The sequence below is a fragment of the Rhizobium sp. BT-226 genome (genome assembly GCF_025847085.2).
GTDB lineage: Bacteria > Pseudomonadota > Alphaproteobacteria > Rhizobiales > Rhizobiaceae > Rhizobium > Rhizobium sophorae.
The window spans coordinates 111,868-132,128 of sequence record NZ_JAOYTI010000006.1 but is presented as its reverse complement, the minus strand read 5'-3'; the positions used below and the strand labels follow the sequence as shown (position 1 = coordinate 132,128).

The following is a 20,261-nucleotide window of genomic DNA, read 5'->3' as shown; positions in this document are numbered from 1 at the left end:
CTTAGAGTTCCGACCCGGAAACACTGGTTCCGGGAGGTTGATTGCAGAGACGCTTTCCCATCGTCACATAGGGAATGAGGCGTTTGAGAAGCTGTTCGAAATTGTCATAGGGCTCCAGCACATCGGTCATGCCGATATTCGCAAAAGCCATCTTGGTGATATCGTTATCGATCACGAAGGCACGTCCCGGCGCTCCGCCGACCTCAGGCACGAAATAGACGGCTGGTTTGCGCAGGATCATCGCACAAAGCAGCGTGCCGCTCTCGGCGACGAAGGGCCACTCGCTTTCGCCGGCAGCCCGGTGGATCTTCTGCAGGCGGAAATCCTCAACGCCGGGAAAGACGTCACTGGCCGGCATGGCCGCGCCGTCGATCCCGATCGCGAGGAGAGCCGCCGTCCACATCAGTGCGCCACCGCCGCCGCCGCTGCTTCGTCGATCAGCCGGCCGCTGCGGAAGCGCTCCAGCGTCAGCCCGGCATTGAATTTGTGCGGCTCGTCGCGAGCAATCAGATGCGCAAAGAGATTGGCCGAGCCCGGCGTCGCCTTGAAACCGCCGGTGCCCCAGCCGCAATTGACGTAAAGCCCGGGAACCGGCGTCTTCGACTGGATCGCCGAACGATCCGGCGTATTGTCGACGATGCCGCCCCATTGCCGCATCATCTTGACGCGCCGGAACATCGGGAAGAGCTCGCAGATAGCGTCGAGCGTGTGCGTGATGATCTGCAGTCCGCCGGTCTGGGAATAGGAATTATACTGGTCGGTGCCGGCGCCGATGACGAGTTCTCCCTTATCGGACTGGGAGATATAGGCATGCACCGTGTTCGACATGACGACGCAGGGAAAGATCGGCTTCAGCGGCTCGGAAACCAGCGCCTGCAGTGGGCTCGATTGCAGCGGCACGCGCACACCAGCCATCTGCATGATTGTGGTCGTATGGCCGGCCGCCGACACCGCCACCTTCCTGGCGCCGATGAAGCCGCGCGAGGTCTCGACCCCGGTCACCCGTCCGTCCGGACCGCGCCGAATGCCGGTCACCTCGCAATTCTGGATGATGTGCACCCCGCGGTCTGAGGCCGCCCGCGCATAACCCCACGCAACCGCGTCGTGCCTGGCCGTGCCGCCGCGCCGCTGCAGTGCCGCCCCGTTGATCGGGTAGCGCGCGCTGGCCGAGATATCGAGCGGCGGACAATAGGCCTTCGCCTGCTCCGGCGTCAGCCATTCATTGTCGATGCCGTAGAGCCGGTTGGCATGGATATGCCGCTTGAAGGACTGCTGGTCGTGAATATTGTGCGAAAGCATCATCACGCCACGCGGCGAATACATCACATTGTAGTTGAGCTCTTGGGAAAGCCCCTCCCAGAGCTTCATCGAATGCTCGTAGATGTGCATGCTCTCTTCATAGAGATAGTTCGAGCGGATGATGGTGGTGTTGCGGCCGGTATTGCCGCCGCCGAGCCAGCCCTTCTCGATCACCGCCACATTGGTGATGCCGTGCTCCTTGGCGAGATAATAGGCGGCACCCAGTCCGTGGCCGCCGGCGCCGATGATGACGACGTCGTATTCGGCGCGCGGCTCAGGCGAAGTCCACTGCTTCTCCCAACCCTTGTGGCCGCGAAGGGCCTCCCGCGCCACGGCAAAAACCGAATATTTCCGCATCCGCCTTCTTCTCCTTCGGGAAAGGGCTTGTTCTCCGCGCTCATACAAATCGCAAATCCAAATGCGGCACAACGGTTCTTTTGCGACGCCCGAGAGCGTTGCTTTCGACACGTCGAAGAGAAAACGCTTCAGCCGGATGGCGCAAGAGACGGCATTTCCGCCTGACCGCCGGCCCGGCCCTAACCCAAGAGGGTGAGAAGACAAGTAATTACTAAAATGTTAATAACCGCATGCACTGGGGTACGTGTATCATGTGGGGTTGGCGCTCAGTATCAGTCGCGACGCTTTGTGTCGCGTTAAGCAGCGCATGGCCGGCACTCGCCGCCGAGCCTGTCGGCCAAGCTGTCGTCATCAAGACGGAGGTGACCGGACAGAGCGGGCCGATCGAGGTCGACACCAGCGTTCACCGCAACGAGCGCATCCGCACATCGCCATCCGGACTTGGTCAATTCCTGTTTCGTGACGGCACAAAGCTCGCAGTCGGCTGGGGTTCGTCGGTTGTCATCGACAAATATGTCTTCGACGATTCGCAATCGGTCAAGAAACTGACCATCAGGGCGGCAAAGGGCACATTCCGCTGGGTCAGCGGCAGCTCCAACTCCTCGGCCTACCAGATCGTGACGCCGGCCGGCACGATCGGCGTTCGCGGCACCGCTTTCGATTTCTACGTCGGCCCTGATGGCACGACCGCCGTCGTGCTGCTGAATGGTGCTGCCCGTTTCTGCGGCCCGGGCGGCTGCCGGCAGTTGCAACAACGCTGCGATTGCGTGGTGGCCAAGCCGAACGGCGCTATGTCTGCGGCCCGCCGGGTCGACCCCAGCATCTTCGCGACGCTCGGAAATGAGCGCGCCCTACCCTTCCTCTCCGGCAATCAGCGACTTGCAGGCGGCATCGGCATGCTCGGCGGCTGCAATATGGCCTCAGCCGCGCCGGAAAGAAAAGACAGAACGCGGCCGCCGCCGGCAGTTGCGCCTGCTCCGCAAAGGCAGGATCCGCCACAGAGACAGGCCGAGCCGCAAAAGGAGCGGCCGAACAAGCCCGACAAGCCGCATCACGACAAGCCTCATCATGACAGGCCTCATCATGACAGGCCGCACCACGATAAGCCCCATCATGACAAGCCGGATAGGCCCGACAAGCATGATGGCCACGGCCGGCATGACGATGATGGCAAGCCCGGAAATCACGGTTTGGATCATCGGGGGCACGAGCGCCACCATGATCGAGATCGAGATCACGACAACGATCGGAACCGCGACAGGGGTCATAATTTCAATCGCGGTCGCTGAGCCCTGTCAATCTGCGGCGCTTTTTTCGACCTCCTCCGGCACCTCGCGGAAATGATCGGCTCTGCGGGATACGCGCTCGTAGAATTCAGCCAGACCGCCGATCACCTGCACAGCCCTGAGCTTTGCCGTACCGATAAGCTTTCGGCTATTCCTTGAGTGTGATTGCAGGGCCTGCATCAACTGATTGTGGACGACCTTGAGCGCGGCAAATTCCCGAGATGCTGCGACCCGCTCATCGCCGACAACGGCGAGGATCTGTGTCCGGCTGCTCTTCCCCTTTAGCGGGAGCGCGCCGGCCTCGATCAGCGCCATTCCCGGCACTGACCGTGCCGTGCTGTCGGAAATGAGGATATCGAAGCCGACCTCCTTGCAGGAGGACTCGATTCGAGCCGCAACGTTGACGGCATCTCCGACAGCCGAATAGTTGAAGCGGGTCTTGGCGCCCATATTGCCAACGCAGGCAAGGCCAGTATGAATGCCGATGCCGATGCTGACCTGCTGATCGGGCCCGAAACCAAAGGCGTCGCCGGCGTTCAATTCGGCGAGTGTCTCGCGCATGGCAAGCGCTGCGCGAACAGCCTTAACTTCGTGATCCGCCACATCGACGGGGGCATTCCAGAACGCCATGATCGAATCGCCGATGAACTTGTCGAGCGTGCCTTCATTGGCCACGACATGGCGGCTCAGCGCGTCGAGCAACGTGTTCAGGAAAGCGACGACATCCGTCGGCGCCAGCCGCTCGCTCATTTCGGTGAAATTCCTGACGTCGACGAACATCATCGTCAACTCACGGTCGTCTCCGCCGAGACGCAATGCGTCGCGATTATGCTCGATACGGTGGAGCAGCGACGGGGAAAGATAATGCCCGAAGGCGCGCCGCACCGCGCGCCGCTCTCGGTCGATCACCAGAATCCGGAACGAGGTCGCGGCAAAATGGATGATCGATCCGCTGACGATCGGAGCCAGGGGATCGAAGAGAAGCCCTGCATAAAGAAACGAGAGCCAGGACGCCACCAGCGCCATGGCCGTGATCAGCAGGCCGCAGATTAGAGCGACGGCAGGGCTGACGAAGGTCGTCACCACGACGAGCAGGCTGCCGAGCACCGCGATCAGCAGGATTTCCAGCCCGTCGGCCCAGTCGGGCCGCGACAGGAAATGGCCGGAGAGGATCTGCTCGACGGCCTGCGCATGCAGCGAAACGCCGGGAACATTCTCGCCGAGCGCGGTGACGCGGATGTCCTGCAGGCCGGCCGCCGATGTGCCGATGAAGACGATGCTGCCGTCGATGGCGGCCGCGACCTTGGGAGAGGCCCCTCCAGCCGCGAGCACCTGACGGGCGGATATGTATCGCTCGGCCCGGTCGGGGCTGACATAGAGCCAGAGTTCGCCCGCCGCCGTCAGCGGCACGACGAAATCCCCGATCTTTGCCGATGTCATGATGCCGGCGCGATCGGGCGCGCCCGATAGCACATAGGTCGATACTCCCTGCGCCACGCGAAGAGCTTCGATCGCGAGATTCGGATAGAGCTGTTCGCCGTCTGTCAGGAACAGCGGCACCGCCCGCACCACCGGCGAGGGATTGCCGGGATTGAGGCTGATATGGCCGAGCCCCGCGGCATTGGCCTCCAATTGCGGCCTGAGCGGCGTCGAGGCGCCGAGATAGGGCGGAGCCGAGACAGGGCTTTCGCCGGTGAAGGCAAAGCCCGCCTTGACCGGTGGCCGGTAGTTGCCCTCGTTGGAAAGACCGAAGCCGAGCACGACGGGTTTTCCGGCAATCGAACGAGCGAATATCTCGTCATTGTCGGGCAGCTTTTCCGCGAGGGAAGGATCCACATCGGCAACGTCGCGCACAACATTGCGCGGCGACAGCCGGTCCGGCTCGGCGAAGAGAACATCGAAGGCAATGGCCGAGGCACCCATCTCCGAAAGCCGGTCCACCAGCAGAGCCATGCGGTCCCGCGGCCACGGCCACTGGCCGAATTCGCGCAGCGATGTCTCGTCGATGTCGATCACGCGAACCGGCATCGGCTCGAAGGTCCTGGGAACCAGCCGCTGATACTCGTCGAAAGTCACGCCGCGGATCAGCTTGAAAATCCCAGGATCGCCTGCCCGGAGGATCGTCAGCATGGCCACGATCGCCAGCCCGATAACGACACCGATTTGCTGCACGCGCGTCATGATCTCACCGGCTGCCCCTCCGACGGCCGACAGAACGGCCCGCACTTGCCGGCAGACAGGCTACGCCGCTTTCGGTCCAAACGCCATTCGCAGATGCATCAGGAACGCTGTCTTTTCAGCCTCCCGCTTTTCGCTTTCCGGCGGACGGCAGGGAACCTGGTCAATCAGGCCACGCCTCCAGTTTTGGCCGGGCTTTTGCCTGGATGACAAGGCTTCGACCTTGCCCGGCGCGCGGCGAAATGTTCTTGTAACGATCGAAAATCGGATGCTTTTTCGAGAGAAGGATGAAGGTCGCCGTGATTTCCGAATCCGCCGCACGCCGCAGCGGCTACTGGCTGATTGTCGTCGTGCTGGCAATGCTCGCAGGGCTGCCGCTTGCCGTCTGGCTTGATATCAGCGATCTCTCGGGGAATACCCTGCGCCGTCAGGCGCGCGACATGAGCTCGCTGATATCGAGCATCCGCTCCTATTATTCCACCAATGTCGTGGGGCGCGTTCTCGCCGCCCATGCCAGTGGCGCGACCGGAGGCACGGTCGTCTCTCACGCTTACGCGAATATTCCAGGTGCCATCCCGCTGCCGGCCACGCTCTCCCTGGAACTCGGCGACGTCATCAAGGAGCAGCAGGCCAATATCACCTACCGGTTCGTCTCCGACCTGCCGTTCAAGAGCCGCGCATCTCACGAGCTCGACGATTTCGAGAGACAAGCGCTCGCCGCGTTGCGCGCCAATCCGCAGCAGACGCTGAACGATCTCACCCGCGTCGGATTGACCGATACCTTGCGGTTCATCACCCCCGTCGTCATGGGCCAGGCCTGCGTTGCCTGTCACAATACCCACCCCGAAAGCCCGAAGACCGATTGGAAGGTGGGCGATGTGCGCGGCATTCAGGAAGTCACCATCCGGCAGCCCTATGCGAGCAACGTCTTCGCCTTCAAATACCTGCTCTGCTATTTTCTTTTCGTCGCCGTCATCGGCCTCAGCTTCATTGTGCTCCAGCGGCAGCAGACGCGCGCAATCCACAGCGCCAACCAGGATCTGGAAGCAGCGAACGAATTCCTCGCCAGCGTTTCCATGAAGATTTCGCGCTATCTCTCGCCGCAGATCTACAAGAGCATCTTCTCCGGGCAGAAGGATGTCGTCGTCCATACCGAGCGCAAGCGCCTGACGATCTTCTTCTCCGACATCAAGGACTTCACGGCGACGACCGAGCGCCTGCAGCCGGAAGCCCTGACGGAGATGCTCAACGAATATCTGACCGAGATGTCGAACATTGCCCTGGAGCACGGTGGAACGGTGGACAAGTTCATCGGCGACGCGATGCTGGTCTTCTTCGGCGATCCCGAAACCAAGGGGCCGGAGGAGGACGCGAAAGCATGTCTGCGCATGGCCGTCGACATGCAGCGCCGTCTCGGCGAACTCAAGGACAGATGGCGCAGAAACGGTACCGAAGAACCTTTCGTCGTCCGCATGGGAATTAACAGCGGCTATTGCAACGTCGGCAATTTCGGCAGCAGCGACCGCATGGACTATACGATCATCGGGGCGGAGGCCAATCTCGCAGCCCGGCTGCAATCGATCGCCCAGGGAGGGGAGATCGTCATCAGCTACGAAACCTATGCGCTGGTGAACGAAATCGTCGACGCTCACCCCTTGCCGCCGATCACGATGAAGGGCATACAGCGCGAGATCGTGCCCTATGGGGTGGATGGGCTGACACTCGGTGCAGATCACAAGAGCCGCGTTCTGAGCGAGCACCTATCCGGCCTCGACCTGCACCTGGATATGAGCCGGCTGGAGCCTGCCGATCGCCCAAGGGTCAGGACGGCTCTCAAGGAGGCAATCGCCGCGCTGGATGAAGCGGCGCCCGAACCGGCCGGATCATGACTGGATCAGGGAAGCGTGATTTTTCCGCATGCCTTCCATATCCATCTGGACTTCCCCTACCCAATCTGCTATCCCGCATCACCAATCGCAAGGCTGCGGCCGCGCGAACGTTATTGTTTTGCCTCTGGCCGCTGCGCCGCCTCCGGCATCAACCAACCAAAGGAACGTGATTCTCGTGCAGGTACTTGTCCGCGATAACAATGTTGATCAGGCTCTCCGCGCTCTCAAGAAGAAGATGCAGCGCGAAGGCATTTTCCGCGAAATGAAGATGCGCGACTACTACGAGAAGCCGTCGCAGAAGCGTGCTCGCGAAAAGGCCGAGGCTGTTCGCCGTGTTCGCAAGCTGGCCCGTAAGCGCGCCCAGCGCGAAGGTGTGGTCGCTCGCTGAGCGTTGCCGTCGTTTTTTCGACGTTTTCAGATGCATTGTGGCGGGGGCGATGGGTTCGCCGCCGCTTTTTTAGTTTGCCGCTGAAGATCGCATATCCGCGCACCGGATATGCCGCATGGGGAAAGCGAGCCCGAATGGCTGTCAACACCTTTAATCCGTCCCGCGCTTTGCGCTTGCAGAAAACGGCATTCCTGCCCGCTTTGGCGCTAGCGGCAATGTTCGGCCTCGCCGGCTGCGAGACGACCAATACCACAGATGCCGTGATCCGCATCGATAAGGCGCAGGGTTCGGAAGAGAATATCGCCTCGCTGACGGCGGTCATCAACGCCAATCCGAGGGATCCCGATGGTTACAACGTCCGTGGTTCCGCCTATGGCCGCGCCGGCCAGTTCCGCCCGGCGCTGAACGATTTCAACACGGCATTGCAGATCAATCCGCGGTTTTTCCAGGCTTACGCCAACCGCGCTCTCGTCTATCGCAATATGGGCCAGCAAGCCCAGGCGATTGCCGATTACAATGCCGCCCTGCAGATCAACCCGAGCTACGACGTCGCCTATATCGGCCGCGGCAATGTCTATCGCATGGCCGGCCAGGATGACCAGGCCTTCAACGATTTCGACAAGGCGATCCAGCTCGGCACCACCGACGGCCGCGCCTATCACAATCGTGGTCTGATCTATCAGAAGCGCAATCAGCAGGACAAGGCGATCGACGATTTCTCGAAAGCGATCTCGCTCGCGCCGAATTCAGCCGAGCCCTATAATGGCCGCGGCATTTCCTATATCGCGCTGAACGACGACGACAACGCCTTTGCCGATTTCAACCATGCGATCGAGCTTAACGGCAACATCGCCGAATCATGGGCCAACCAGGCGCTCGTCTACGAACGCCGCGGCGACAAGGCGAAGGCTGCCCGCTCCTATCGCCACGCGATCGGCCTCGATCCGAAGTACCAGCCGGCTCGCGACGGCCTTGCTCGCGTCGGCGTCGCCCCAGCCGGCTAACGACATGGTCGGGCGGCAGGAGCGATCCTGCCGCAAAAGCGGCCGTACGGCCTCAAAACGAGACGCCGCAAAAGATCCGCCGCTCTCGACGACCTGTCATAGTATGTTGCAACCTGCTCTTGCTCCCCCTAACATGGTGCTGCTTCGATAGCCTGCTATCGGGCATTCTAAAACGAGTTGAGGGCGGTTTGCGAGAGATGCGGATCTTTGCTTTCCTGGCCGCAAACGAAAACCGTTGCGAGCCAAGTGCATTACAGCGCCGCACGTCTTTTCAGACGGGCAAAAGACCCTGTAACACTCTGTGGCGCAACAGATGAAGATTGTCGCGCTGTTCTTTCCCAAGGCTTCGATCGGCACCTATCTCGTCGCCATGGCGGTGGCGATCGCGCTGCCGATCTTCGCCTTTGTGACGCTGCTTCTGCTGCAGTTGGAAGACAACCAGCGTTCGACGCTGCGGCGCGAGACGGCCCAGGATGCGCTCGCCCTTTCGCGCATCATCGACCGTCAGCTTCAGGATATGGCAACGACGCTGCGGCTGCTTTCGAGCTCGCCGGAGCTTGAAAACGGCAATCTCGCCGCCTTCCATGAGCGCACCGAAACGGCCCTCAGAGACAATACGCTTTTCGTCATCGCCGTCGATCGCACCGGCCAGCAGCTCCTGAACACGCGTCGGGCATTCGGCACGCCGCTCGGCAAGACGGCGAACATCCCTGCCCTCGAGGCGGTCATGGCGTCCGGTCGCATCGAGGCCTCCGACGTCTTTCGCGGCCGAACCAGCGGCGAATGGGTCTATAACGTCACCCTGCCGCGGAAGAACGATCCGGTCGCAGCCCTCATCATTACCCAGAATGCCACTGATCTGCGCAAGCTCGTGACCACCGAGGGCCTTGCCCCCGGCTGGTCGGCCGCCGTCATCGATCAGAGCGGCCACGTCGTCGCCGCCACCGGCCCCGCCAATCTCGAACCGGGCACGCCCTTCGATCCGCGCATCCTGCCGGCCTTCACTGCTTCCCGCGGCGTCTTCCAGGACGAGACGATCCTGCCGCACATGCTGCTCGGTTATGCCCGGATTCCCGGCTGGTCGTGGAAGACGGTGATCTGGGGACCGATCGCTCAGGCTTCGATCCTCAGCACCTGGCGTTTCCTCATCATCGGCGGCGTGGCCCTTGTGCTCGTCGCCGTGCTGGGTGCCTATGCCGTCGCAAGACAGGTGCGAACCACCATCCGCGATATCGCCGACATGGCGAACCGCATGGGCGAAGGCCATATCGTCTCGCCGGTCGAGACCAGCGTCATCGAGGCCAACCAGGTGGCAATTGCCCTTTCGAACGCCTCTTTCGATCGTAGCGAGACCGAGGACCGACTGCGTTTCGTCATGCACGAGCTTGTCCACCGCACCAAGAATCTTCTGACACTTGCCCAGGCAATGATGCGCCAGCTCGCCAAGCAGTCCGACAGCGTCGAGACCTTCCGTGCCGCCGTCGCCGACCGCCTCGAAGGGTTGGTGCGTTCGATCGAGCTCCTGACCAGCGAGCAATGGGGAGGCGTATCGCTACGGCGGGTCGTCGACATCCATTTGCACGCCTTCCCGCAATCGCGCGAGCAGATCGACATCAGCGGCGAAGACTTCGTGCTGAAGCCGGATGCAGTGCAGAATCTCGGCCTCGCCTTGCACGAACTCGCCACCAATTCCGTGAAATACGGTGCGCTCTCCGTACCGCAAGGCCGTGTCCGCTTCGAATGGCGCGACGTCAGCGAGGAAGACAAGCCGGATGCCCTGCTCCGCTTCACCTGGGAAGAGCGCGGCGGCCCGCCCGTCACCGAGCCGTCGCGCTCGGGCTTCGGCACGACCGTTATCAAGGCTCATGCCGCCTCCGCCTTCCGCGGCACGGTTGAGATCGATTTCCGGCCCGAAGGCCTGTTATGGGTGCTGACGGCGCAGCGCGCCACGCTGGAGCGGGAATAGAGCGCCGCGCGTCACTTCAGACGCGCTAAGGACGCTCTATCACTTTGAATCTGCTCCTCGGAACAATCGCTACCTCCACCCGTTTCGGACAGGTCATTCCAAAGGAGAAAGACCATGTTCAAGCAAACGATGATCGCAGCCGCGGCACTGACAGCCGCTGCCTGGGCGAGCCCGGCGGGCGCGGAAAACTATGTCACGCTTGGCCGTCTGGTTTGTGGATCGGATGGCGGCCAAGGTCTGATCGTCACCTCGCAGAAGAACCTTATCTGCACCTACACGTCGGCGGCCGGCGGCGCCAAGGCAGTCTATGCCGGCAAAATCGAGAAATTCGGCCTCGATATCGGCCAGACTGGCAAGAGCGTCATGATCTGGCAGGTGCTGGCAAAGACCGGCACGGATATCCCGCAATTCGCCCTTGCCGGCGAATATTATGGGATCGGCGCCGATGCGAGTATCGGTGCAGGCGCCGGCGCTAAAGTCATCGCCGGCGGCACCGACAAGGCCTTCATGTTGCAACCGTTGAACGTCCAGGCTCAGGAAGGGTTGAACCTGGCGATCGGCGTCGAGAAGATGACACTCGTACCGGGCGAGACCTGACGAAAGCGCAGACAGCGATTGCCGATCGTTGCGGCATGGGGATGCAGCCTATGAATCAAACAGCCGCCCGAAGAGCGGCTGTTTTGGCATCGATCAATGCGCGAGCGCCTTGTTGATATCCTCGGTCATCTTCTTCGCGTCCCCCAGCAGCATCATCGTCCCGTCCTTGTAGAACAGCGTATTGTCGATGCCGGCATAACCCGAGCCGAGCGAGCGCTTGACGAAGAGGCAGGTCTTTGCCCGGTCGACGTCGAGGATCGGCATGCCGTAGATCGGCGAAGTCTTGTCGTCACGCGCCGCCGGATTGGTAACGTCGTTGGCGCCGATGACATAGGCGACATCGGCCTGGGCGAATTCGGAATTGATGTCCTCTAGCTCGAACACCTCGTCATAGGGAACATTCGCTTCGGCGAGCAACACGTTCATGTGGCCGGGCATGCGGCCTGCGACCGGATGGATCGCATATTTTACCTCGACACCGTTTTTCTTCAGATTATCGGCGAGTTCACGCAACGCATGCTGGGCCTGGGCGACCGCCATGCCGTATCCCGGCACGATGATGACCTTCGACGCATTCGCCATCAGATAGGCCGCATCCTCGGCCGAGCCGAGCTTGACCGTCCTGTCTGACGTGTCAGGTCCACTGGCCGCCATCTCACCGCCGAAACCGCCGAGGATGACGGAGACGAAGGAGCGGTTCATGCCCTTGCACATGATGTAGGAAAGGATGGCGCCGGAGGAGCCGACGAGCGCGCCCGTAATGATCAGCGCCAGATTGCCGAGCGTGAAGCCGATGCCGGCCGCGGCCCAGCCTGAATATGAATTCAGCATCGACACGACCACCGGCATATCGGCCCCGCCGATCGGCACGATCAGCAGAACGCCGAGCGCCAGCGACAGCGCGACGACGGCCCAGAAGTCGAAATGACTCTCGGTGGCGGCAAGTGCGATGATGAAGAGCACGATCAGCACCAGCAGACTCGCATTGATCACATGCCGGTAGGGCAGCAGGATCGGCTTGCCGGACATGCGTCCGTCGAGCTTCAGGAAGGCGATGATCGAGCCGGTGAAGGTCAGCGCCCCGATCGCCACGCCGAGCGCCATCTCGACGCGCGCCTCGGTGTGGATGTGACCGATCTCGCCGATGCCGAAGGAAGCAGGCGTGTAGAGCGCCGAGGCCGCGACCAGCACGGCGGCAAGGCCGACCAGTGAATGGAAACCGGCGACGAGCTGCGGCATCGAGGTCATGGGGATGGTGCGGGCGACGTAGGCGCCGACGCTGCCGCCGATGGCAAGGCCAAGGACGATCAGCACGAAGCCGCCGAAACTCGGCGTCGCCAGCACCAGCGTCGTCAGGATCGCGATCCCCATGCCGATCATGCCGTAGAGATTGCCCTTGCGGCTGGTGGCCGGATGCGACAGGCCGCGCAGCGCCAGGATGAAGAGCACGCCGGAGACGAGGTAGAGGAAGGCTGCGATATTGGTCATCAGTTCCTCACCGATCCTTCTTGCGGTACATCGAAAGCATCCGCTGCGTGACGAGGAAACCACCGAAGATGTTGACCGAAACGAGCACGAGGGCGACAAAGCCGAAGCCGGTTGCAAGCCCGCTGGTCGAGATGCCGACCGCCAGAAGCGCGCCGACGACGATGACGGAGGAGATCGCATTGGTGACGGCCATCAGCGGCGTATGCAGTGCCGGCGTCACCGACCACACGACGTAATAGCCGACGAAGATCGATAATACGAAGATGGCGAGCTGGAAAACGAAGGGATCGATCGCCCCGCCGGTCGCAGCACTTGCCGCTTCCGGTGCCTGGGCCGCCGCCGCGATGACGGCGGTCACAGCCTGGTCGAGCTGCTCCAGCGCTCTGTCCATTGCTTCACTGGCCATCAGATGTCTCCCTTCTTCGCGCCGCCGAAGGCGGGATGAACCACATCGCCGGCATAGGTCAGCATCGTCGCCTTGACGAGCTCGTCGTCGAGATTGACGACGACGCTCCGGGTTTCCTTGTTGACCAAGGTCTCGAGGAAGGTGACGAGGTTCTTGGCGTAGAGCGCCGAAGCGCTGGCTGCAACCCGACCCGGCACGTTGGCGAAACCGATCACCCTGACGCCTTCGACATCGGCGACCTCGCCGGGAACGACGCCCTCGATATTGCCGCCGCGCTCGACCGCAAGGTCGACGGCAACCGCACCTGATTTCATCGAAGCGAGCATGGCGCGCGAAACGAGGCGCGGCGCCGCACGACCGGGGATCAGCGCGGTGGTGATGACGATATCCTGCTTGGCGATGTGTTCGGCAACCAGAGCTGCCTGTTTCGCCTGATAGTCGGCGGACATTTCCTTGGCATAGCCGCCGGCCGTTTCCGCCGCCTTGAACTCCTCGTCCTCGACGGCGATGAACTTGGCGCCGAGCGAGGCGACCTGCTCCTTGGCGGCGGGGCGAACGTCGGTGGCCGAGACCGCCGCCCCGAGACGGCGCGCGGTCGCGATCGCCTGAAGACCGGCGACGCCGGCGCCCATGACGAAGACCTTGGCGGCCGGCACGGTGCCGGCCGCCGTCATCATCATCGGCATGGCGCGGTCATAAACCGCCGCCGCCTCGATGACGGCCTGGTAGCCGGCGAGATTGGCCTGGGACGACAGCACGTCCATGGACTGGGCGCGGGTAATGCGCGGCATCAGTTCCATCGCGAAAGCCGAGAGCCCGGCACTTGCCAGTGCCGCGATCGCTTCGTCATTGCCGTAAGGGTCCATGATGGCGATGATCACGGCGCCGTTTTTATAGCCGGAGATTTCCGATCCGCTGGGACGGCGCACCTTCAGCACCACGTCGGCCAAGGCTGCATCCGCAAAACTGCCGATCCTGGCACCGGCGGCCTCGAACTCCCCGTCCGGAATGCGCGACGCCGCACCGGCACCGGCTTCGACGACGACGTCGAAACCGAAACTCTTCATTTTCTTCACGGTCTCGGCGGAGGCCGCAACGCGCGTCTCCTCGCCCGCAATTTCCCTTGCAACGAAAACGATATTGCCCAACTGCCCCCTCCTCCGGGTCAGCCAGACCGCCGCAGGCTTCCCTGCGCGGGCCAAGCACCTCATTCAAAAAAGCTTCGGAGAAGCCTCTCCTCCCCTCAAAGCGCCGTGCGTCCTTTCGGACGCACAAAGGACGCTCTGACCCTCTGAATCCGCGCGATCAGCGGAGCAGGAAGATGCCGGCAGCGAGTAGAATGATAAAGACGAAGAGACCGCCGAGAAGGCCGGCGCCGCCGAAGAAACCGGCGGTCATCGCAAGCAGGAGGACGATGAGAAGCATCGAGCCGTATTTCGCGCTGGCGATGAACATCTCGTAGGTCTTTTCATGTTCCTTGTAATCCATCGGCGCGCCGGTCTCGACCGGTCCGGTATGATGTTCGGCCATAAATATCGTCTCCCTGAAATGCCTCTGCGCTGCTTGATTCCCCAGCCTGAACGAGGGAAATCTCTTCCTGCAGGGATTACACAATGACAGGCGAAAGCGCAATGCATGAGAACGCCGCAGCCGCGCGTGGCAACCGCGATGCCAGCGGCCCGAACGGACCCGAAGAACGGCTGATATCGCCTGCGTCCGTCGCCCTCATCTGCCCCGGCGAAGATCGTCTCTCCATGAGGAACAAGGGTGATTACAGCGGCAGGTCGGTGCCGAGTTCGCCTTGCGGTACGAAACGCGCCGTCGGAATGATGGTGAGCGGCGGCAGCGTGTCGTTGGGATTGCGCGAAAACATCATGCGCTGCTCGCTGGCACTGGAGATGAAGAAGGGATAGCGCGTCAACAGCTTGCGCCCGACCTCGATCACGTTCGTCGCCATCAGCGTCACGTCAACCCCGTAACTCTCCGCCAGCCGGCCGGGCACGATAGTATCGGCATAGAAGACCCGCTTGTAGAAGGCGGCATGCGGGGGCCGGACGGACTGAATAACGCGGTCCGCCCGGAAATACGCTGCCGCAACGATGGCGGGTCTCAGCGTCAGATAGGGAACCCATGGCATGTCGGCGGTGAACTCCGGATCGACCGCGAAACGCGCCGGGTCGATCAAGGTCAGCCCGGCGTCCAAAAGCTCATCCATCGCCTCGGGAAAGGCCTCTCCGGACCGGCTGATACGATGCTCCGGCGTCACGTAGTGAATTCGGATCGTACTGACCAGTTCGCCATAATAGTACAGACCGAAGATATAGGCATGGCTGTCGAAATCGACATCGTCCAATAGCCCTTCCGGGGCAAGCGACAGCGCGTCGTGGGCCTTGTAGGCCTTGTAGCGCAGCCGCTCCACTTCCTCCATGTCTTCGCCGCTTTCGACTCGGCGATACTCTACATTATCCAGAATTTCCAGGATTTTCCTGCTGAAATCGCCACGCGTAAAAAGTGTGTCTGACATTCTCTCGATCCGCTCGTTAACGGATCATTAATCATACGCCAGCGGCACATAGGCAAGAAAATCTAAGAATTTGCTTTGGATTTAAATTATTAAGGTTAACGGGGCGCAAGATTTTCGACTGGATAACCAGTCACTTGCAGGCGGCTTAGGCGACCTTGTTGCGACGGCGCGGGACGGTGCGGCGGCCGATTCCCTCTTGCAGCAGCCTGATGTTCTGGGAAGGCACCGGTTGCGAGAAAACATAGCCCTGTACCAGATCGGCGCTGCGGTGCTTGTTGAGCAGGGCCAGCTGCTCCTCGGTCTCTACGCCTTCGATGACGATCTTCAGGCCGAGTTCCCGAGCGAGATGGACCGTACCGCGCAAGAGCTTGAGGCGGCGGGTATCCTCGACGATGTTACGCACGAAGGAGCGATCGATCTTGACGATATCGAGCGGCAGCGTGTCGAGATAGCTGAGGCTGGAGAAACCGGTGCCGAAATCGTCGATGGCAATGGTGATGCCGCGGGACCTGAGCTCCGCTAGGATGGCGCGCACCGCCGCCGGCTCGTCGATCAGGCAGCTTTCGGTGACTTCGAGATGCAGCCGCGCCGCATCGAGGCCGGAATGGGCAAGCGCTTCGGCGACCACCGAGAGAATATCGGCATCGCGCAGATCCCGCGCCGAAAGGTTGACCGAGACGGCGATATGTTCCGGCCAGGTCATGCATTCGCTGCAGGCCTTGAACAGCACGAAGCGGGTGATGTCGGAGATGATGCCCATATCCTCGGCGAGCCGGATGAAGACGTCGGGCGGGATCGAGCCCCTCTCCGGATGCACCCAACGCGCCAAGGCCTCGGCACATTCGATCCGCGAGCCGTCGGCCCGGAACATCGGCTGGAAGACGAGATGCAGAGCCTTCGCCGAGACCGCGTCGCGCAGATCCGCCTTCAGCTTCTGCTGCTCGATATAGCGGCCGTCCATCTCCCGCTCGAAGCCGGAAATGCCGCCCTTGAAGCGCGACTTGCTTTCGAACAGGGCAAGATCCGCCTTGACGCTCCATTCGTCCATCGCGAACGCGTCGCTTTCGAGAATCGCATAACCGGCGCTGAGCGAAACGAGAAAAGTCACTTCGTCGACCTCGTAGTGGCCTTGTATCGCAGCGTGAACGCGGCGGATTTCGCGGTCGAGCGAGGCCTGCTCCTTCGCACGCGGGAAGAACAGGATGAACTGATCGCCCATCAGCCTGCCGAGGATGGCATTGCCGGAAGCCTGTTTGATGCGGGCGGCGATAGCGCAGAGCAGATGGTCGCCGGTCACATGGCCGCGCATGTCGTTGACATGTTTGAACTCGTCGATATCGAGCACCATGAAGCCGAGCGGTCCGTTCTTCTTCGGATACTTGGCAAAATACTCCTGCACCAACTGGCCGAAATATTCCCGGTTGGGCAGGCCGGTCAGCGCATCGAAGCGCACCATGTGCAGGATCTTCTGCTCCGCCTTCACCCGGCTCGACACGTCCTCGAAGATCAGCACGGCGCCGCCGTCGGCCCTGCGGCTGGCGGAGAATTCGAGCGACAGGCTCTCGGGAAAATGAATGAGCGTGCGCGACAGGTTACCTTCTGCCACCTGGGTGAGCTGACGCAGAATGAGCTCCGGCTGCGAGGCATCCATGAAGCTGTACCGCGCGCCGTAGCGTAGCACGGCGCCGAGATCGCGATCCTTCAGCCGCTCCGGCGCACCGATCTTCAGCAGCTCGCAGGCCTTGCGATTGACGACCTGGATGCGGTTTTCGGCATCGACCATGACCAGGCCGTGCGGCATGTTGTTGAGCGCCGTATCGAACCGGTCGGCGATGATGGTGATTTCCCGGCGCGCAATGACGTTCTCGTAGAGGAACTCGCGCACGCCGTTCGCCATGGCCCGCGTCGTCAGCCAGAAAGGAATGAGGAGGATCGACAGCACGCCGCGATAGAAATCTAGCACCAGCAGGCTGCAGACGATCATCGGCAGGCAGCAGAAGAACGTCTGGAGGTCGACTGCGAAGCGCGAGCCGTAGTTGCGGCCGACGACGGAAACCATGGTTGCCATGGTGACGGAAATGCAGGCAAGCTCCGCAAAGGAATCGCGCACGACGAAGATGGCGTAGCCGCTGGCGACGCCGAGGAGCGCCGTGGTGCAGGCTCCACTGGCAACGAGAATCCGCTCCCAACGCTCGATTCCGGCGCGCGACAGGCTCTGCTTGTCGACACGATCGAACTGCCGGAAGATGGCCATGCGACCGCTGAAGACCAGCAGGAAGGCGACCGACAGCAGGATGTAGATGGAGTACTGCGTCTTGGCAGCCACTGCAAGGCACGTCGCAACATGCACGATCACGCCAACAAGAAGCGTCATGCGGTTCCCGGAAAGGGAACTCACAAACGACAGATACACATCTATAGGGACCCTGTTCGGGTTATTTGGCTTCATCCACACTTTCCCTGTGCGCGGGAATTCTAGGCCCAACCCTTTAAAAATTGATTTCAATGGAATCAAACATTTGGTCAAATTTTCTAAAACCACAGGATGAACCGCACAGCCTTCGCGAGTTAATGCAGCCTACCGGCGAGATTACTGAAATAATTTATCCACGCCTGGGTTGTTGAAATATTCGACAGCCATGTGGTCCGACCTGCGCAGCTAAGACTATACTCCAACGCGAGGCATTTATCCTTCCAATTTCAAAGGCTGTGGTCTACATCGATTGCAAGTGGGAAAACTGCCGGAAAACCGGCGGGACAAGAACAAGGGGAGGCGAATGTCGGTACTTCTGGCCGCAAGCCGGCTGATCGATTCGGTCAGTCAGTTCATGGGTAAACTTTCCGAATATATGGTGCTGTTCTGCTGTCTGATCAGCGCCGGTAACGCCATCGTCCGTTATGCCTTCAACTACAGTTCGAACGGCTGGCTGGAGATCCAGTGGTATCTCTTCGCCTTCGTCGTCATGCTCGGCGCCTCGCATGCGCTGCGCAACAATGAACATGTGCGCGTCGATCTGATCTATGGTTCGGTTTCCGACAGGGCGAAGATCTGGATCGACATTGTCGGCCTCATCGTCTTTCTCCTACCCGCATGCGTCTATCTCACCTGGCTGTGCTGGCCCTTCTTCGCGCTCTCCTACCATCAGGGGGAAATATCGGGCAATGCCGGTGGGCTGATCCGCTGGCCCGTCAAGCTGATCCTGGTCGCCGGCTTCGCGTTGCTCTCCCTTCAGGGCCTCTCGGAACTGGTCAAGCGGATCGCAGCGCTCACCGGCTATATCAGCATCGATACGAAATACGAAAAGCCGCTGCAGTAAAGCGGGCTGGGAGACACGGATTTGTTTGATTTCGGCATCATCCCGCCGGCCATGTTCCTGGGCATGGTCATCTTCATGCTCTACGGCTTTCCGGTCGCCTTTTCGCTCGCCGCCGTCGGCTTGTTCTTCGCCATTATCGGCATCGCCACCGGCCATTTCGGCGAGGTCTTCCTGCAGGCTCTACCGCTGCGCTTCTTCGGCATCCTTTCCAACGACCTCCTGCTCGCCATCCCCTTCTTCACCTTCATGGGCGCGGTGCTGGAGCGCTGCGGGCTGGCCGAGGACCTGCTCGAAGGCACCGGCAAACTCTTCGGTGGCATACCAGGCGGCCTCGCCTATGCCGTCATCCTCGTCGGCGCCGTGCTCGGCGCGATCACCGGCACGGTGGCCGCCTCCGTGATCACCATGGGGGTGATCTCGCTGCCGATCATGCTGCGCTACGGCTACAATCCGCGCCTTGCCACCGGCGTCATCGCCGCCTCGGGCACGATCACCCAGGTGATCCCGCCCTCGCTCGTGCTCGTCGTCCTCGCCGATCAGCTCGGCAGGTCGGTCGGCGACATGTATCTCGGCGCGATCGGCCCCTCGATCCTGCAGGTGACGATCTTCGTGCTCTTCATCCTGGTGATGTCGATTATCCGGCCGAAATCGATGCCGCCGCTGCCGAAAGAGGTGCGCGGCGATTTCAACTGGGCTCTGCTCTTGAAAGTGCTGATGGGCATGGTCCCCTCGATCGTGCTGATCTTCCTGGTACTCGGCACGATCTTCATGGGTCTTGCAACGCCGACGGAAGCAGGCGCGCTCGGCGTCGTCGGCGCCATTGTGCTTGCCGCCATGAATCGCCGCCTCACCTGGCCGCTGATCCGCGAAGCCATGTCATCGACCACGCACATCACATCCATGGTGGTGATGATCCTGATCGGCTCCACCTGTTTCAGCCTGGTCTTCCAGGGTATGGACGGCTCGCGCTGGATCGAGCACATGCTGTCGGGCATTCCCGGCGGGCCGGTCGGTTTCCTGATCTTCGTCAACATCTTCATCTTCGTGCTCGCCTTCTTCCTCGATTTCTTCGAGATCGCCTTCATCGTCATCCCGATGCTGGCCCCCGTCGCCTCCAGTCTCGGCATCGACCTGATCTGGTTCGGCGTCCTGATCTGCGTCAACATGCAGACCAGCTTCATGCATCCGCCTTTCGGCTTCGCACTCTTCTACCTGCGCTCGATCGCCAGCAAGGACGTCAAGACCTCGGATATCTACATGGGCGCTCTCCCCTGGGTCGGTATGCAGCTGATCTTGGTGGCGATCGTGATCTTCTGGCCGCAATCGGTCACCTATTGGCTGGATCACGGCCCGAAGGTCGACCCCAACTCGATCAAGATCGAAATCCCGGGCTTCGGCGGCCAGCTCGGCCTGCCGCCAATGGGCGGCGGCGACAACGGCTCACCGCAGATCCCCGGCCTGACCCTGCCGCCGCTGAATGGCCTCCCGGGAGCACCGCCGCCGCCGGCCAAATAGTCCAACAAAAAGCAAAACCCCGGACAGAGATCCGGGGTTTTTCTATT

The 20,261-nt window shown here is 61.4% G+C and carries 17 protein-coding genes; 8 read left to right on the top strand and 9 right to left on the bottom strand.

What is annotated here, in order from left to right:
- Nucleotide 1: 1 nt before the first annotated feature.
- Complete coding sequence (locus OIU37_RS29860; protein ID WP_264259540.1) at nucleotides 2-403, bottom strand: hypothetical protein; 402 nt, start codon at nucleotides 401-403, stop codon at nucleotides 2-4.
- A complete protein-coding gene (locus OIU37_RS29855) occupies nucleotides 403-1,656 on the bottom strand; it encodes a sarcosine oxidase subunit beta family protein (protein WP_264259539.1) in 1,254 nt (417 codons plus the stop codon). Before OIU37_RS29855 ends, OIU37_RS29860 begins: the two co-directional genes overlap by 1 nt.
- Nucleotides 1,657-1,907: 251 nt before the next feature.
- On the opposite strand from OIU37_RS29855, the gene OIU37_RS29850 reads away from it, so the two are divergent.
- Complete coding sequence (locus OIU37_RS29850; RefSeq protein ID WP_264259536.1) at nucleotides 1,908-2,945, top strand: FecR domain-containing protein; 1,038 nt, start codon at nucleotides 1,908-1,910, stop codon at nucleotides 2,943-2,945.
- Between the two features lie 6 nt (nucleotides 2,946-2,951).
- Here the strand turns inward: OIU37_RS29850 and OIU37_RS29845 are convergent, their stop codons facing one another.
- A complete protein-coding gene (locus OIU37_RS29845) occupies nucleotides 2,952-5,123 on the bottom strand; it encodes a CHASE2 domain-containing protein (RefSeq protein ID WP_264259535.1) in 2,172 nt (723 codons plus the stop codon).
- Nucleotides 5,124-5,407: 284 nt separating this feature from the next.
- Here OIU37_RS29845 and OIU37_RS29840 point away from each other — a divergent pair, with 284 nt between their 5' ends.
- From OIU37_RS29840 to OIU37_RS29820, 5 genes are all read left to right on the top strand, one after another.
- Entirely contained in the window at nucleotides 5,408-7,009 is a 1,602-nt protein-coding gene (locus OIU37_RS29840; protein ID WP_264259534.1) for an adenylate/guanylate cyclase domain-containing protein, read from the top strand.
- A 175-nt stretch (nucleotides 7,010-7,184) separates the two neighbouring features.
- On the top strand, nucleotides 7,185-7,397 hold the full coding sequence (rpsU, locus tag OIU37_RS29835; RefSeq protein WP_018072771.1) for a 30S ribosomal protein S21: 213 nt from the start codon (nucleotides 7,185-7,187) through the stop codon (nucleotides 7,395-7,397).
- A gap of 134 nt (nucleotides 7,398-7,531) precedes the next feature.
- Nucleotides 7,532-8,401 (top strand): tetratricopeptide repeat protein, encoded by an 870-nt coding sequence (locus tag OIU37_RS29830; RefSeq protein ID WP_264259532.1) that lies wholly within the window; start codon nucleotides 7,532-7,534, stop codon nucleotides 8,399-8,401.
- Between the two features lie 313 nt (nucleotides 8,402-8,714).
- Nucleotides 8,715-10,367: a sensor histidine kinase gene (locus OIU37_RS29825; protein ID WP_180696256.1), complete on the top strand. Its 1,653-nt coding sequence runs from the start codon at nucleotides 8,715-8,717 to the stop codon at nucleotides 10,365-10,367.
- 114 nt (nucleotides 10,368-10,481) lie between these two features.
- Nucleotides 10,482-10,964, top strand: coding sequence for a DUF992 domain-containing protein (locus OIU37_RS29820; protein ID WP_129418983.1), 483 nt, complete (start codon nucleotides 10,482-10,484; stop codon nucleotides 10,962-10,964).
- Nucleotides 10,965-11,057: 93 nt separating this feature from the next.
- On the opposite strand, the gene OIU37_RS29815 is transcribed toward OIU37_RS29820, so the two are convergent.
- The 6 genes from OIU37_RS29815 to OIU37_RS29790 all read right to left on the bottom strand — a co-directional run bounded on the left by OIU37_RS29815 (nucleotide 11,058) and on the right by OIU37_RS29790 (nucleotide 17,831).
- Complete coding sequence (locus OIU37_RS29815) at nucleotides 11,058-12,452, bottom strand: NAD(P)(+) transhydrogenase (Re/Si-specific) subunit beta (RefSeq protein ID WP_264259530.1); 1,395 nt, start codon at nucleotides 12,450-12,452, stop codon at nucleotides 11,058-11,060.
- A 7-nt stretch (nucleotides 12,453-12,459) separates the two neighbouring features.
- The gene (locus OIU37_RS29810) at nucleotides 12,460-12,858 is read right to left on the bottom strand and encodes a proton-translocating transhydrogenase family protein (RefSeq protein ID WP_171605487.1); all 399 of its coding nucleotides are present in this window, start codon (nucleotides 12,856-12,858) and stop codon (nucleotides 12,460-12,462) included.
- Complete coding sequence (locus OIU37_RS29805) at nucleotides 12,858-14,006, bottom strand: Re/Si-specific NAD(P)(+) transhydrogenase subunit alpha (protein ID WP_264259529.1); 1,149 nt, start codon at nucleotides 14,004-14,006, stop codon at nucleotides 12,858-12,860. The genes OIU37_RS29810 and OIU37_RS29805 overlap by 1 nt, the downstream gene beginning before the upstream one ends.
- A gap of 157 nt (nucleotides 14,007-14,163) precedes the next feature.
- Entirely contained in the window at nucleotides 14,164-14,388 is a 225-nt protein-coding gene (locus OIU37_RS29800; protein ID WP_264259527.1) for an aa3-type cytochrome c oxidase subunit IV, read from the bottom strand.
- Nucleotides 14,389-14,629: 241 nt separating this feature from the next.
- Nucleotides 14,630-15,382 carry a hypothetical protein gene (locus OIU37_RS29795; protein WP_168308608.1) on the bottom strand — a complete coding sequence of 251 codons (753 nt, stop codon included), beginning with the start codon at nucleotides 15,380-15,382 and terminating at the stop codon, nucleotides 14,630-14,632.
- A gap of 145 nt (nucleotides 15,383-15,527) precedes the next feature.
- Nucleotides 15,528-17,831, bottom strand: a complete 2,304-nt coding sequence (locus OIU37_RS29790; RefSeq protein WP_264259526.1) for a bifunctional diguanylate cyclase/phosphodiesterase — start codon at nucleotides 17,829-17,831, stop codon at nucleotides 15,528-15,530.
- Between the two features lie 328 nt (nucleotides 17,832-18,159).
- Here OIU37_RS29790 and OIU37_RS29785 point away from each other — a divergent pair, with 328 nt between their 5' ends.
- Both OIU37_RS29785 and OIU37_RS29780 read left to right on the top strand, forming a co-directional pair.
- Complete coding sequence (locus OIU37_RS29785) at nucleotides 18,160-18,699, top strand: TRAP transporter small permease subunit (protein WP_264259525.1); 540 nt, start codon at nucleotides 18,160-18,162, stop codon at nucleotides 18,697-18,699.
- A 21-nt stretch (nucleotides 18,700-18,720) separates the two neighbouring features.
- Nucleotides 18,721-20,214 (top strand): TRAP transporter large permease subunit, encoded by a 1,494-nt coding sequence (locus OIU37_RS29780; RefSeq protein WP_264259523.1) that lies wholly within the window; start codon nucleotides 18,721-18,723, stop codon nucleotides 20,212-20,214.
- The last annotated feature ends 47 nt before the right edge of the window (nucleotides 20,215-20,261 follow it).